Genomic DNA, 15,172 nt, shown 5'->3' with positions numbered 1-15,172 from the left:
TGACATGTGGGGCAAAGGTTTACTAACCGGAATGGGCATCACATGGAAACATTGTTTTGGGAAAAAGGAAACCGTTCAATATCCAGAAGAAAAATTGCCGATGTCAGAGCGTTTTCGCGGTGGGCAATTAATTGTTGATCAGGATAAATGTATCGGATGTAAAATGTGTTCGATTTCTTGCCCAAACGAAGCAATTTCCATTGATGTTAGTGTAGATGAAAATAAAAAAAGGCATCTTGAGAAGTATATACATCATTCAGGAAGATGTATGTATTGCAATTTATGCTTAGAAGCATGTCCAGTAAAGTGTTTAACATGGGATAAAAACTATGAAAATGCGGTTTATTTCAAAAAAGATACAGAGTATGATTGTATAAAAATAAAACAGCAAGAGGTGAAAGAAGATGAATGAGTTAGTGTATTCAGTTGCTTTTTATCTGCTTGCAGCAGTTACTTTGTTTGCAGCAATTGGTGTTGTTGCAAAGAAAAACTTAGTGCATAGTGCATTGCTTCTTACTGTATCTTTTATTGGTGTAGCTGGTGTTTATATCTTATTACATGCAGATTTTCTAGCGGCAGTTCAAATTCTTGTCTATGCAGGAGCAGTTGCGATTTTGATTACGCTTGGGGTAATGTTAACAAGACGTGAAAGTATGGATGATTCAAATCCGGATCATGGACATAAAATGACATCGCTATTTTTAGTCGGTTTATTTGCCATTGTAATGATTAGCATTTTTGTTGCTACACCTTGGCAATTAGATGCGAATTTGTTTACTGATACGGTAGGCGGGATTGCTGAGTTATTACTTAATCAATATATTGTCGCATTTGAAGTTGCAGCTGCATTGTTATTAGTAGCAATGGTCGGGGCAATTATTTTAGCAAAAGGGGCGGATGAAGTATGACGATTGGTCTAACACATTTTTTAGTTTTAGCCGCGCTCTTGTTTTGTATAGGTTTATACGGTTTATTTGTAAAGAGAAATATTATTGCTATTTTGATGTGTATTGAGTTAATGCTCAATGCAGTGAATATTAATTTTATTGCTTTTAATCATTTTGTTCCAGTAAGTGATCTTACGGGACAAGTAATGACGATATTTTCAATTACCGTTGCGGCTGCTGAAGTTGCAATAGGTTTTGCCTTGGCGTTTAGAATTTATCGCGATAAATTTACTGTGAATGCAGACGAATTAGATGGCATGAAAGGGTAGGAAGGAGGAGTTTTATGTTTAGTGAATTTGCACTTCATCACGCTTGGTTGATTCCACTACTCCCTGCAATTGCTTTTTTGTTTGTTGGACTTGGAGTAAGAAAGTGCTGGCGGTTATCTGCAGCAGTTGCGATTACGATGAGTACAGCAAGTTTTGCTTTGGCACTTGGAATTGCACAAGCGGTTTTAAATTTAAATATCACCGTTGAAACGCCATTTGTACAAAGAATTTCTTGGATGAGCATTCCTGGATTACATATTGATATGGGTGTATTAATTGATCCATTGACGGCGATGATGTTATTTGTTGTTACGTTAGTTTCTTTATTAGTACAGATTTATTCTGTAGGATATATGCATGGAGACAATGGCTTTGGACGGTTCTTTGCATATTTATCATTGTTTGCGGCTTCGATGCTTGGTTTAGTTATCGCTGTAAACTTTGTTCAACTATTTGTTTTTTGGGAACTGGTAGGTTTATGCTCTTATTTATTAATCGGTTATTATTTTCACAAAATCTCGGCAAGAGAAGCGGCGAAAAAAGCTTTTATTACAACGCGTGTCGGAGATTTTGGTTTGCTGCTCGGTATTTTATTATTACAAATTACGTTTGGTACGCTAGATTTTGTATCGCTTCGTGAGATGTTGCCAGGCTATATTGCAGTCTATGGTACAGCATTTTTGACAGTAGTTGCGTTACTTCTTTTTGTTGGACCAATCGGTAAATCTGGTCAGTTTCCTTTGCATGTATGGCTTCCTGATGCTATGGAAGGACCAACGCCAGTATCGGCATTAATTCATGCGGCTACAATGGTCGTAGCTGGGGTATATTTGATTGCTAGAGCTTATTTCTTATTTAGTCAGTTACCTTTTGTGATGGATGTGATTGCATGGCTTGGAGCATTTACTGCATTTTTTGCTGCTAGCATTGCATTTACACAACGTGAAATTAAACGTATTTTGGCATATTCTACAGTAAGTCAGCTTGGCTATATGATGCTTGCTTTAGGCGTAGGATCGCTTACTGCATCCATGTTTCACCTGATGACACATGCATTTTTTAAAGCACTGTTATTCTTAGGCGCAGGTGCAGTTATGCATGCTCTACATGATGAGGCGGATATCTTTAAAATGGGTGGATTGAGAAAAAAATTGCCGGTTACCTTTGCTACAATGACAATTGGTGTCCTTGCAATTTCTGGACTTCCTCCATTTGCCGGTTTCTTTTCTAAAGATGAAATTTTAGCGGCAGCGGCGGCGGTTAGTACGCCACTATATTTACTGGCAACGCTTACGGCCTTTATGACGGCCTTCTATATGTTTAGATTATTATTCGTGACTTTCTTCGGCGAAGCGCGAAATGAACATACACCACATGAAGCACCATTTAGCATGAAGTTACCATTGATTGTTTTGGCTACACTTGCAGTAGTGAGTGGTTTGTTTGGACACCTTTTTGGCTTTGGTGATTGGGTACGGTTTGGATCTCCGCATCATGGCGGGATTGATTATACGATTGCGGGAACCTCTATTATATTATCGTTACTTGCAATGTATTTAGCTTGGAATATTTATGTTGCAAAACGTTGGTCGGCGGATGCAATCAGCGAAAAATTTGGTTGTCTTTATGACTGGAGTTTCCATAAATATTATATTGATGAGTTTTATGCAATACTCACAAAATACTTTGTTGATGGTATAGGTAAGATTTTATATTTAATTGATATTTATATTGTCGATGGCATTGTGAATGCATTGGCAAGATTTACTGGAATGTTTAGCAACTTATTAAGCAGAGGACAAACTGGCCAAGTACAACAATATGCAGCAGTCTTTTTCTGCGGTGTAATCGCATTATTGGCATTTAGTCTGTTTTATGCGTATAAGATGCTAGCACTTATGCGGGCAGGAGGTGCTTTTTAATGGGTGAATTTCCTTTGATGACGGCGATTTTGCTAGCACCGATTGTCGGCTCATTGATGCTTTGTTTTGTTTCTAAAGAATCAAAACAAGTTGCAAAATTAATTGCTGCTGGATCGATGATTGCAGCTTTAGGAATGACAGTTTTTGCTTATGTAACTTATGATATTTCTTTAGGTGGAATGCAGTTTGTGGAAGAAATTCCGTGGATTACGGACTTAGGTGTAGCTTATGCCGTTGGTGTGGATGGAATATCGCTTCCTATGTTATTATTAACGAATTTAATTGGCTTGGCAGCAGTATTTAGCTCCTGGAATATAGATAATCGTTCCAAAGAGTTCTTTATTCTATTATTAGTTTTGATTGCTGGTGTAACAGGCACATTTATTGCACGTGATTTATTTATTTTCTTACTGTGCTATGAGTTAGTGGTTATTCCAATTTATATCATGGTACTTATTTGGGGATCGACAAAACGAGTTGCCAAAGAATATGCTGGTATGAAATTAACGATATATTTATTAATGGGGTCAGCATTCATGCTCGTTGGTATCGTTGCGCTTTATTTACAGGCCTATCCGGGGCCACTTAGAACCTTTAGTATGGAGGCGCTTGTAGCTGCACAGCAGATGGGGCATTTTAGCGAAGAATTTCAAATCTTTGCTTTCTTGTTATTGCTTATTGGTTTTGGATCTCTTTTATCGATGTTTCCTTTTCATAGTTGGTCACCAGACGGATACGCAGGTGCACCGACAGCAGTATCGATGATTCATGCTGGTGTTTTGAAAAAAATTGGTGGATATGGTTTGATTCGTTTAGGTCTTCTTGTATTGCCTTTAGGCGCAAAATTTTGGGCACCGCTCATTGCGGCTTTGGCAATGATTAATGTTGTTTATGCAGCGTATATTGCTTTAGCGCAAAAAGATTTAAAATATGTGATTGGATATTCTTCGGTATCACATATGGGATATGTATTATTAGGTTTTGCAGCACTCAATGTAATTAGTGTGAATGGTGCGATTGCCAATATGGTTGCACATGGTGTGATGAGTGCATTGTTCTTTGCGATGATTGGTTATGTTTATGAGAAAACGCATTTACGCAGTGTAGATGAGCTTTGTGGTTTAGCTCATCAGATGCCACGCATAGCAGTAGGTTTTATGCTTGCAGGGATGGCATCACTTGGATTACCTGGATTAATTGGATTCGTGCCGGAATTTACAATTTTTGTTGGTTCCTTTGGTGAATATCCAGTTTGTGCGGTTTTAGCAATTTCAGGCATTATCTTTACCGCTTTATATACCTTACGGGTATTAGCTAAAGTATTGTTTGGTCCACGTTCAGTACGTTTTGATAAATATCGTGATGCTAAAGGCGTGGAATTAATGCCGCTTATTCTTTTGGGTATCGTCTTAATTGGTTTTGGTATATTCCCTCAACTTTTAATGGGTGTGATTAATAGTGGTGTAGAACCGCTAATGCCTTTATTTGCTCAATTAAGTGATGCACCGACTTTACTGGGAGGGATGTGCAAATGAATTTTTCGATAATCAGCACAGAGCTGCTAGTTTTAGTATTAGCATTAGTTTTAATGGCAGTTGATTTAATTCTGCCGGCAAAAGAGACACGACGCAGTATTGGTTATATTGCGATTTTTGGTCTGCTTGGTTTATTTCTTCATACGTTCACTCAGTATCATTTAGGACATAGTGAATATTTTTATCAAAATTTATTTATCTTAGATAACTTTGCGATATTCTTTAAACAACTCTTTATTTTATCTGTAGGATTTACCATTTTATTTTCCTTAGATTATGTAGAGACATTGCCAAAATATCGTGGTGAATATTATGTTATTTTACTGTTTGCTTTATTAGGTATGATGGTAATGGCATCAGCGAATGATTTCTTAACAATGTTTGTTGGGTTAGAATTAATGACGATTTCATTTTATATTTTAGTTGGCTATAAGTTAGGAAATCGTTTATCAAGTGAAGCCGGAGTAAAATATTTATTGATAGGTTCTGCATCTACAGCAGTGATGTTATATGGAATCAGTTTGGTGTATGGTGTGACAAGTCAGATTACTTTTGCAGGCATTTGTATGAATTATCATTTGTTTTATGCAGCAGGACTTGCAGGGATTACAATGGTGATGATTGGATTCTTCTTTAAATTATCAGTCATTCCATTTCATATGTGGGCGCCTGATATTTATCAAGGAGCACCAACTCCTATAACAGCGCTTTTAGCAATGGGATCTAAAGCCGCAGGCTTAGCAGTATTTATGCGTATTTTATATACGGCATTTCCGATTACTGCTGACTATTGGTTACCGATACTCTCTATTTTTGCAGCAATTTGTATGATATTTGGTAATATTATGGCAATTCGTCAAGAAAATTTAAAAAGAATGCTAGCATATTCTTCGATTGCACAAGCAGGCTATATGATGGTCGGTATCGTAGCCGCTGATGTGGCAGGAATGAAAGCGGTAATGTTTTATGCGCTTTTATATGTATTTGCGAATGTAGGTGCTTTTGCTGTGCTTGCTGTGATTGATAAATATAAAGGTGGCACAGATACGAAAGATATTAAGGGGTTATCGAGGACAGCTCCAATTTTAGCAGCTGTGATGACGATTTCGCTACTCTCTATGGCTGGAATTCCACCAACAGCTGGTTTTGTTGGTAAATTGTATTTATTTACTGCTGTTGTTGAACAAGGCTATTTATGGTTGGCATTTGTCGGCTTTATCATGTCGATGATCTCTGTATATTATTATTTGATGGTAGCAAAAGCAATGTATATGGAATACGATGAAGATGAAACCAAAATTGTAATTTCTGGCGCAATTCGAGCGGTAGTATTAATTAGCTCAATTGCAACAATTTTAATTGGGATTTGCCCAGAAAAAGTTGCATTGATTACGAACATTGCATCGCAAACATTTATGAGATAAACGGCGCGCTTGTTTCATATGAAGTTTTAAGGCCAACTGAATCTTAAAAATTGCTATCCAGAGATTTATATTATAATTTTAAAGACTGATTCAAACTTTTATGTTGAATCAGTCTTTTTGTATAAAGAAAACCACTGGCTGTGCCAGTGGTTCAGAAAAGCTTTAGCTATGAATAGTAAAACTCCTTTTGATAAATTTAGAAGAGGTCTGATTAGCCGCAACTAAAATCAAAAGGAGGCTATTCAAAAGGATGACACTAATAGCCTAGCACATACAAAATGGAGATGTAAATATCATATAGTATTTGCACCAAAATATAGAAGGAAAATATTTTATGGAGAGAAGCGTAAAGAAATCGCTCAGATATTAAGAGAATTATGTGAATGGAAGTACGAGCCGAAGTTTGTTCAGATCATATACATATGCTAGTAGAAATACCACCGAAAATGAGTGTATCAGCATTTGTAGGATATCTAAAAGGAAAAAGCAGCCTAATGATATTTGATAGATATGCAAATCTTAAATACAAATATGGAAACAGAAGATTTTGGTGTAGAGGATTTTATGTAGATACAGCAGGAAAAAACGATAAAAAATAGTAGAGTACATAGCGAATCAGTTACATGAAGATAAAATATATGATCAATTAAGTTTTAAGGAGTTCTATAACCCGTTCACGGGTAGCAAGTAATAAACTTATGCGGCTGTAGGACGTCATATGCGCCTGTTGATGTTGTTGGTAAAGTAGCCTTTCAGGCGTCATATGAAATACCACCAGCTAAGCTGGTGGATTTTTTTTGCATGCTTATTTCCTCTAGAGAAGTTCAACGTGAATCAGTCTTTAATTTTCCTAGGACTTATTTCACAAAATAACAATAATAGCTAAAAAACAATGAACTTATTTTAGAATTTTGTTATAATAAATGTATAATATGCTGAAAGAAGGGATATGTATGGGGATGAAAAATAAATTTTTGGTGTTAATTGCAGTTATCGCAGCGATTTTAATTATTGTATCGGGGATTGGATATTATAATTCTCAAAAGCAATTAACAGAAAGTATTGAAAGCAGGTTAGCTATGATTGTCGATCAGCAAGCATATGAAGTCGACAGCTGGATGATGTCGAAAGCGAATAAAATGACAATGATTGCAGATACTTTTTTACATATGCCGGAAGATATCATCAATGCAAAAGGGTCTGTAATGGGATTAGCGAATGATAAAGATGTTCAAAATTTTTATAATGGGAGAGAAAATGGTCTATTTATTAGATCGAATGAAGCAGATATTCTACCACCAGACTATAATCCGACTACCCGTGGGTGGTATGTAAATGCAAAAAATTCAGGGACCTTGATATTCACTGATGTATATATGGATATTGGTACTAAAAAAAATGTTATTAGTGCAGCAGTTCCATATAAAGATGCTATGGGGAAAACGCAAGGCGTTTTGGCAATGGATATTTCTCTTGATATTATGAACGAGATAGCAAAGAACATAAATATTGATAAGCATGGAAAAGGCTTTATTATAGATAAAGCTGGAGTTGTAATTGCGCAAGGTGAAGGCGGAATTGAAGAAAAAGACATGCAAGAAAGTGAATTATTTAAAAGTCATTGGCAAGAGATGCAGACTAATGATAAAGGAAACTTTGAAGTGAACGTCAATGGACAAAAAATGATTTTTAGCTATGCAAAAGTAGAACATATGGGTTGGATTGTAGGTATTATGGTTGAAGAAAGCTTTGTTTATAGCGATTTAGCAACGATGAAAATCAACTATACTATTATCACTATTATTAGTATTATCGTATTGTTAGTACTAGGATTACGTTTCTCTAATATGATTACAAAACCGATTATCATGTTAACGAATAGCGCTGAAAAGATGTCGAATGGAGATTTACAAGGAGAAAAGCTGCAAGTAACGACAAATGATGAAATTGGTACTTTAGTTAAGGCATTTAATACAATGAGTGACAACCTAAGAGATCTCATTCGTCAAGTATCCGGTTCCTCGGAAATGATTGCAGCATCATCAGAAGAATTGACAGCAAGTGCGCATCAATCTGCAGAAGCAGCAAATCATGTTGCAGGAACAGTGGTAAACGTGGCAGAAGGAATGCAAAATCAAATGGTAACGTTAGAAGCAACATCAAGTGAAGTTGCAGGTGTAGCAAATGAAGTTGCACAAGTAGCAGACCAAACAAATAAAGTAAGTGAAATTTCTAATAAGACAGCAACAGAGGCACAACAAGGTCAAAAATTAATGTCGGATGCAATTGAACAAATGACACAAATTGAAAAGACGGTTGTTGATTCAGCAGAAGTTGTAGCAAGACTAGGAGAAAACTCAAAACAAATCGGACAAATCGTTGATACGATTTCTGGAATTGCAGGACAAACTAATTTATTAGCATTAAATGCAGCGATTGAAGCGGCTAGAGCAGGGGAACAGGGAAGAGGATTTGCCGTTGTAGCAGAAGAAGTAAGAAAATTAGCAGAACAATCTCAAAATGCAACACAGGAAATTACAAATCTTATTACAAGCATTCAAAAAGATACGATGCAGGCCGTTGAAGCTATGGATAACGGAAGTAAGGAGGTAAAAGCGGGGTCGGAATCAATAAGAGAAGTAGGAAGTGCATTTAAAGCAATTTTGAATATGGTACAGGAAATCACGGATAATATGGGTACAGTTGCTCAATCGGTAAAACAAGTTTCCACAGGCAGTGAAAAAATAGTGGAATCAATTGAAAAGGTGAATAAAGTAAGTCATCAGGCAACAGACCAGGCACAATCAATTTCAGCAGCGACACAGCAGCAATCGGCATCAACTGAAGAGATTGCATCATCATCAAGATCATTAGCGCAAATGGCAGAAGATATGCAAACCATGATTAATAAATTTAAAATTTAAAAGATTAAAAATAGGCTCCAAAGATAAATTATCTTTGGAGCCTATTTTAATGCAAATCTATTGTATTTTTAGACGAACTTTTAGAATGAATAAATGAAATAAAGAGATTCAATGTTAAAAAAATAATATTTTAAAATTTTTTTAGGGGATAGGAGTTTAATAGTTTGTCAATAGTAGATTTAGCTAAAGGTTGGAGACGTCCAAACAACATATATGTTCCATGATAAGAAGTACTTTTTTTCTTGTTAAAAAATGTGTCAGTATCTCGCTCATAACTAATTAAACGCAGTGAAATATTACTTGATAAATAAGTTTCGCCATTCCATAGGTTTTGATATTGACGTTCATGTGCACTCAAAATTACAATACCAATGATTAAATCCGCCGAAAGTTTATCAGCAGCAATTTTTAATTTTTCTGGATTATTGAATTGTGTTTTTAACTCAGGTAAAATGACTTCGATTTCTTCTACAGCAATATATTCGTGGGCATGGATGATATCATTCAGTGGAATACGTAATTTCTTTGTCAATTCACTTCTTAGATAGTTTTCTAATTCTAAATTTGGAACGCTTTGATTGATCGTAGGTAAAATCGCAATACGTTTAGGTACGGATATCGTTTCAGCAAAACAACTGGAAGTAGTAAAGAATAGTAATGTAAGAAGAAAAAAAACTTTTCTTTTCGTAATAACACTTCCTAATAGTAAAATGATTTTTTAATATTCACTAAACATTTTCTGGATTTCTTCGGGTTTATTTGTCTGGGTTAAAGCTAAAGCGAGGAGAATTCTTGCTTTTTGAGGATTAAGAGTATCTGATTTTACAAAATTATTTTCATCCCAGAACGGATTAGTTGTAACGACAACACCATTTCCTGCACGGCTGCTTCGTACAACGATTACCCCTTGTTTAGCTGCATCAATTAAAGCTGCTTCAGCGTTGCAGTGAATGCTGCCATTTCCCATACCAGCATAAATAATTCCTTTAGCTCCGCTTTCTACAGCAGCATCAATTAAAATACGATTTTGATTGGCATGTGCATAAATAATTTCTACTTGTGGCAACTCTGTTATATGTTCTAAGGGTAAATCTACATTTGTGGTATGCTTGCGAGTAGTTGCACGATAGTATTTTACTTCGCCATTAATAATATAGCCGAGAATACCCAATTCTGTTGCTTTGAAGGTATTTACCATGAAAGTATTGGTTTTTGTTACATCGCGGGCAGAATGAATTTCGTCATTCATCGTGACAAGAACACCTTGTCCAATAGAATCTGGATGAATTGCGATTTTTACAGCGTTTAATAAATTTAACGGACCATCAGCGCTAATGGCTGTTGCTGGCCGCATTGCACCTACTAATACGACTGGTTTGCTGCTATTTAAAACGAGATTTAGAAAGTAAGCAGTTTCTTCCATTGTATCGGTACCATGTGTAATAACGACACCAGTAATTTCATCGTCTGCGAGTAAAGCATTAAGTTTATTCGCTAACTTAAACCATATTTCTTCAGTCATATTACAACTGTCAATTTCAGAAATTTGTTCGCCGCTTATATCGACAATTTTTTGTATTCCGGGTACAGCAGATAGTAAAAGGTCAACTCCTAATGTGCCAGCTTGATAGCCTGTCATTTCGGTGCTAGAAGCTGAACTTCCAGCGATTGTACCACCGGTTGCTAAAACTTTAATTTTGGGTAATGTTGTCATGGTGTATCCTCTTTCGTTATTAGTTTTCCATTTTTTTTATTTCATCAAGATAACTATAGACAGTTACTTTAGAAATGTTCATTTTTTCAGCGACTTTATCAATACTTCCTTTAATTAAAAATACGCCTTTTTTCTCCATGAAATGAATGAGTTCAATTTTATCTTTACGTTTTAATGTTGCTACATCTGTATTAGAGATAATTTTATCAATTAAATCATCCACGATTTCTACTACATGATCAAAAGGTTCAATTTCAGATGGAATCGTTTCAGTATCTATCATTAACATATCATTGCAAAAATTTTGGATGTTACGCAATGCTGATAAATCATAATTAATACAGATTGCACCAATAATTTTATCAGTAGAATCACGCAAAAATACTGTTGAAGATTTTATTTCTCTTTTATCTGGCGTACAAATTAAATAGTTTGCTTTATAATCATCGGTAAAATCTTTTGCTAGAAGCACTTGTTTAATTAAATGATCAAATGGTTGACCAATTTGACGTCCAGTAACATGATTGTTTATCGTATAGACGACGGAAGACTGAGGCTGTGATAAATCATGCAGAACAATTTCACAGCTCTTCCCAAAAGTTTGCGCAAGCATTTTTATCATAGGAATATATTTGCTTAATTCTTTTTTCATAAAAGCTCCTTTAAAATATAAATTTTTCTATGAAAAGATTGATAATATAGAAAAAATTATGTATTATAGACGTAGAATAATTTAATTAAGTTCATTTTATATAAAATTTTCTATAAAATCAAGTTCGATGAAAAGAGGATGTGGAAATATGGAGTTTATTCATACGAATCACTCAAAATTTTCAAGTGGACATTATTGTCCAGCGATTATTCATGATGGAATTGCCTATATTTCAGGGCAGTTACCAATAAATTATGACCTAAAAGAAAAATTCCCCAAAGGGTCTCTAAAAGATCAGGTAAAACAAGCTTTATCAAACTTAGAAGCTGTTTTGATTCAATGTGGTAGCAGTAGAAAATCGGTTTTAAAAACAACGGTATATGTATCGGATATTGATGGTTGGGAAGAAGTAAATCAAACTTATGCCGAATTTTTTGGTGAGCATAAGCCTGCTCGTACGATTGTACCGACGGCAGGGTTACATTTTAATTCACTTATTGAAATAGATGCGGTTGCGGCAGTAGAATCTGAAGAAAATAAGGGGTGAGTATATTGAAATCTTTTAAAAGTCCATATGTAATGATTGATACTCCAGCATTGTTAATTGATCAGAATATTATGATGCAGAATTTACGGTCGATGATAAATAAGGCGGAAGAAAGTAAAGTAAATTTAAGACCTCATACAAAGACGCATCGTATGCCTGAACTTGCTAGGCTTTGTCTTAATGAAGGGGCAAAAGGAATTGCTGTTGCCAAGATTGGTGAAGCGGAAGTCATGGCAGAGAATGGGATAAAGGATATTTTTATTGCAAATGAAATCATTGGTGAAATAAAATATAATAGATTAAAAGCTTTACATGATAAAATTGAAATTCGCATCGGCGTTGATGGCAAAGAACAAATTGATCAAATCGAAAAGGTATTTGTAAATACATCGAAACCTTTAGAAGTATTAATTGAAATTGAAGTTGGGGAAAATCGTTCGGGGGTTATTGAAGATGAGGCTTTATTTGAATTAGGTCAATATATTCTTTCTAAAAAAAATGTAGTGCTTAAAGGTGTATTTTCTCACGAAGGACACTGTTATAAAGCAAGCTGCGCGGAAGAATGCATTAGATTAGCACGAATTGCGCACAGACGTACTGTTGCAGCTGCCGAACTTTTACGAACAATGGGACATAAAATTGATATTGTAAGTATTGGTTCAACACCATCTTTGATGCATGGTGGAATTGCGGAAGGTGTTACTGAAATTCGTCCCGGAACTTTCATTTTAATGGATGTAGGACAAGGTAGTGCAATTTCTGATTTTAGTAAATGTGCGGCAACAGTTTTGTCTAGTGTAATTAGTCGACCTACTGCTGAACGTGTCGTTCTCGATGCCGGTGCAAAAGCATTGACTTCACAAAATCGCACGGAAGGAATATGCACTACTTATGGCTATGGACTGATTAAAAATTCAAATAATGTACGATTAAGTGGCGTATTTGATGAGCATGCTGTACTTTACAATAGAGGATTTCGTGAAGCAATTGCTGTCGGTGACAAAGTAGAAGTAATTCCAAATCATATTTGTCCAACATGCAATTTATATGAAAAAGCTTATCTTGTCACTGATGGTAAAGTAATAAAAGAAATTCCAGTGCTTTGTAGAGGAAAATCACAATAATTAAATATTTCGATCTTTATTTGATGATTTAGACGAAGTTAAAATTACGCTAAAATCAAGTCTTACTTTATAGCAGCTTATCTTTTTTAAGATAAGCTGTATTTTTATTCGATGATAATAGTAGTGAATAAAGAAGTAATATTTTGCGAAAAATTAAAAAATAGATTTTGGCTAGATGAAGACTAATAGATTTTTAAAAATAAAGAAACAAGGGAAAAGAAAGTAATTTAGCGAATAAAATAAAAAATATAGTAGAATTGATCTTGCGTTTATGAATTCGTTTTTAGGATTATCATAATCCTTTTAGTCAGAAAGTCTAAATTTAATTTTAAAGAGGTGAGGCTAATGAAACGATTTAAGATTTTTTTTCTAGTTATTTTTCTATTAAGTTTAACTACTTCTATGGTTTTTGCAGAAAATCAAACTTGGGCAGATCGTAATTTTAATTTTAGCGGTATTCAAAATGTATATATGGAGGAGCCTACTTATTCTGATGATATTGATGAAGAGATAACACAGAGATTGCTTTGTGATGCTTTTTATGATGGAAGTTCAAAAGTAAAGAATGGAAATTTTTTTACTGCACGTGATATCAAGAGTAAATTGCTTCGTTATAAACTTGTTGACTTAGATGCAATTACTGATGAAAGTGAACGAGATCAAGTATGGCAAGATGCGATTAAAGAATTTTCTGATGTTTGGATTAAAGAAACTATTCAAGAATATTGGATAGATAAGGTTTGGAAAGACCCTTATTACTATACAACGACTGAGTATAGAGATTATAGCTATTGGGTTGACGGAAAGAAGTATGAAGTGAAAGTTCCTGAGACTGTAGAACACTACGTTGAGGGTAAATATCTATACATTGCACATATCAGGGTGAAATTTGAGGTTTTCACGACGGCAGATAATACTTTAATTTATAGCTATGTAGATTACCGTGAAGCTGAAAAAGATTTAATTGATATGTATAAACGGATCGTGAAAGATTTTTATGCAGGGTTCGGCAAGAAAATAAAATAAAAAAATGAGCATTTGATTTTCAGTCAAATGCTCATTTTTTATTCTGCTAAGTAGATAGGTGCTGATTTTGTTTCATTTGCAATTGTAGGTGTGATATAGCCTGTGTCTGCCATACGACTTAGAACGACGGATTGACGTTTTTTTGCAGCATTAAAATCGACATAAGGAGAATAAACTGATGGTGCATTAGGAAGTCCCGCTAGCATTGCAGCTTCAGCAAGCGTTAATTCATTTGGCATTTTTGCAAAATACCCCATAGATGCTTCACTGATGCCATAAAAACCAGAACCAAAGTAAATGGTATTTAAATATAATTCTAAAATTTCTTCTTTGGAATAGCGCATTTCCATATCGACAGCTAAAGCAAACTCTTCCATCTTGCGATTTAAGGAGCGATCTTGTGAAAGAAAAAGATTTTTAACAAGCTGTTGAGTGATTGTGCTGCCGCCTTCGGTAACTTCTCCATATTGTAGATTTACTAGACTCGCACGCATAATTCCCTCAACATCAAAACCTGGATGCGTATAAAAACGGTTATCTTCAGTAGCGATGATTGCTTGTTGTAAAGATAAACTAATATTTTCGAGCTTTACATAATTTTGTTTGGCAATTTTGCTATCTACTGATGATTTAAGTGCAATTAAACGGTAGATGCGGTCATAAGTAGACGTTAAATCATTTTTCGTTTCATTTGTCACATTTGTCAAAGAGGATATTTGATTTGCATCTAAAGCTTGCTTTATTGTAGTTTTTAAAGCAGGATCGAAAAAATTGAGAATAGTATTACCGCCCGAAAACCAAAAACAAAGAAAAAACAAAATGAATAAATATAGAAAAAAACGTCCAAAACGAAAACGTTGCATATCTAACCTCCAATAATAATACAAGTTAAAATCTCATTATATTTTACCCTAAATATTAAACTTTTCAAACGTAAAATTCATTTCATATAAATGAATTTTGCCGCATATTTTAAAAATAAATTCTTTTTCTAAAAATTTTTATTCAATGACTAACCTGTGTTAAGACTCTATCTTTTATAAGTGGAAGTTATACCCATGAGGCATAGGTGAGCCTCTAAGTCTCTG

14 protein-coding genes and 1 pseudogene are annotated in these 15,172 nt (G+C 34.8%); 11 read left to right on the top strand and 4 right to left on the bottom strand.

Features of this window, described 5'->3' with window-relative positions:
• Window positions 1-4 precede the first annotated feature (4 nt).
• From P3F81_RS09090 to P3F81_RS09055, 8 genes and pseudogenes are all read left to right on the top strand, one after another.
• A complete protein-coding gene (locus P3F81_RS09090) occupies window positions 5-412 on the top strand; it encodes a NuoI/complex I 23 kDa subunit family protein (RefSeq protein ID WP_147670404.1) in 408 nt (135 codons plus the stop codon).
• Window positions 405-908, top strand: a complete 504-nt coding sequence (locus P3F81_RS09085; protein ID WP_147670407.1) for an NADH-quinone oxidoreductase subunit J family protein — start codon at window positions 405-407, stop codon at window positions 906-908. Before P3F81_RS09090 ends, P3F81_RS09085 begins: the two co-directional genes overlap by 8 nt.
• The gene (nuoK, locus tag P3F81_RS09080; protein WP_147670409.1) at window positions 905-1,216 is read left to right on the top strand and encodes an NADH-quinone oxidoreductase subunit NuoK; all 312 of its coding nucleotides are present in this window, start codon (window positions 905-907) and stop codon (window positions 1,214-1,216) included. Before P3F81_RS09085 ends, nuoK begins: the two co-directional genes overlap by 4 nt.
• A gap of 14 nt (window positions 1,217-1,230) precedes the next feature.
• Window positions 1,231-3,138 carry an NADH-quinone oxidoreductase subunit L gene (gene nuoL / locus P3F81_RS09075; protein WP_147670411.1) on the top strand — a complete coding sequence of 636 codons (1,908 nt, stop codon included), beginning with the start codon at window positions 1,231-1,233 and terminating at the stop codon, window positions 3,136-3,138.
• The gene (locus tag P3F81_RS09070) at window positions 3,138-4,673 is read left to right on the top strand and encodes a complex I subunit 4 family protein (RefSeq protein WP_147670413.1); all 1,536 of its coding nucleotides are present in this window, start codon (window positions 3,138-3,140) and stop codon (window positions 4,671-4,673) included. Before nuoL ends, P3F81_RS09070 begins: the two co-directional genes overlap by 1 nt.
• A complete protein-coding gene (locus P3F81_RS09065; protein WP_147670415.1) occupies window positions 4,670-6,097 on the top strand; it encodes an NADH-quinone oxidoreductase subunit N in 1,428 nt (475 codons plus the stop codon). Before P3F81_RS09070 ends, P3F81_RS09065 begins: the two co-directional genes overlap by 4 nt.
• 240 nt (window positions 6,098-6,337) lie before the next feature.
• A pseudogene (gene tnpA, locus P3F81_RS09060) lies at window positions 6,338-6,788 on the top strand (IS200/IS605 family transposase).
• A 262-nt stretch (window positions 6,789-7,050) separates the two neighbouring features.
• The gene (locus P3F81_RS09055; RefSeq protein ID WP_147670418.1) at window positions 7,051-9,021 is read left to right on the top strand and encodes a methyl-accepting chemotaxis protein; all 1,971 of its coding nucleotides are present in this window, start codon (window positions 7,051-7,053) and stop codon (window positions 9,019-9,021) included.
• Between the two features lie 130 nt (window positions 9,022-9,151).
• On the opposite strand, the gene P3F81_RS09050 is transcribed toward P3F81_RS09055, so the two are convergent.
• The 3 genes from P3F81_RS09050 to P3F81_RS09040 form a co-directional block, all read right to left on the bottom strand.
• A complete protein-coding gene (locus tag P3F81_RS09050) occupies window positions 9,152-9,553 on the bottom strand; it encodes a restriction endonuclease FokI recognition domain-containing protein (RefSeq protein WP_147670420.1) in 402 nt (133 codons plus the stop codon).
• Between the two features lie 186 nt (window positions 9,554-9,739).
• Entirely contained in the window at window positions 9,740-10,735 is a 996-nt protein-coding gene (locus P3F81_RS09045) for an asparaginase (RefSeq protein ID WP_147670422.1), read from the bottom strand.
• 19 nt (window positions 10,736-10,754) lie between these two features.
• The gene (locus P3F81_RS09040) at window positions 10,755-11,387 is read right to left on the bottom strand and encodes a helix-turn-helix transcriptional regulator (protein ID WP_147670424.1); all 633 of its coding nucleotides are present in this window, start codon (window positions 11,385-11,387) and stop codon (window positions 10,755-10,757) included.
• Between the two features lie 148 nt (window positions 11,388-11,535).
• On the opposite strand from P3F81_RS09040, the gene P3F81_RS09035 reads away from it, so the two are divergent.
• The 3 genes from P3F81_RS09035 (at window position 11,536) to P3F81_RS09025 (ending at window position 14,084) form a co-directional block, all read left to right on the top strand.
• Window positions 11,536-11,934: a RidA family protein gene (locus P3F81_RS09035; protein ID WP_147670427.1), complete on the top strand. Its 399-nt coding sequence runs from the start codon at window positions 11,536-11,538 to the stop codon at window positions 11,932-11,934.
• Between the two features lie 5 nt (window positions 11,935-11,939).
• Window positions 11,940-13,058 (top strand): alanine racemase, encoded by a 1,119-nt coding sequence (locus P3F81_RS09030; RefSeq protein ID WP_309320341.1) that lies wholly within the window; start codon window positions 11,940-11,942, stop codon window positions 13,056-13,058.
• 345 nt (window positions 13,059-13,403) lie between these two features.
• Complete coding sequence (locus P3F81_RS09025; RefSeq protein ID WP_147670429.1) at window positions 13,404-14,084, top strand: hypothetical protein; 681 nt, start codon at window positions 13,404-13,406, stop codon at window positions 14,082-14,084.
• A 38-nt stretch (window positions 14,085-14,122) separates the two neighbouring features.
• Here P3F81_RS09025 and P3F81_RS09020 read toward each other — a convergent pair whose 3' ends face one another.
• Window positions 14,123-14,947, bottom strand: a complete 825-nt coding sequence (locus P3F81_RS09020; RefSeq protein WP_147670431.1) for a transglycosylase domain-containing protein — start codon at window positions 14,945-14,947, stop codon at window positions 14,123-14,125.
• Window positions 14,948-15,172: the final 225 nt, after the last annotated feature.

The sequence above is a fragment of the Selenobaculum gibii genome (assembly GCF_030273445.1).
GTDB lineage: Bacteria > Bacillota > Negativicutes > ICN-92133 > ICN-92133 > Selenobaculum > Selenobaculum gibii.
This window is presented reverse-complemented; position numbering and strand designations above follow the sequence as displayed.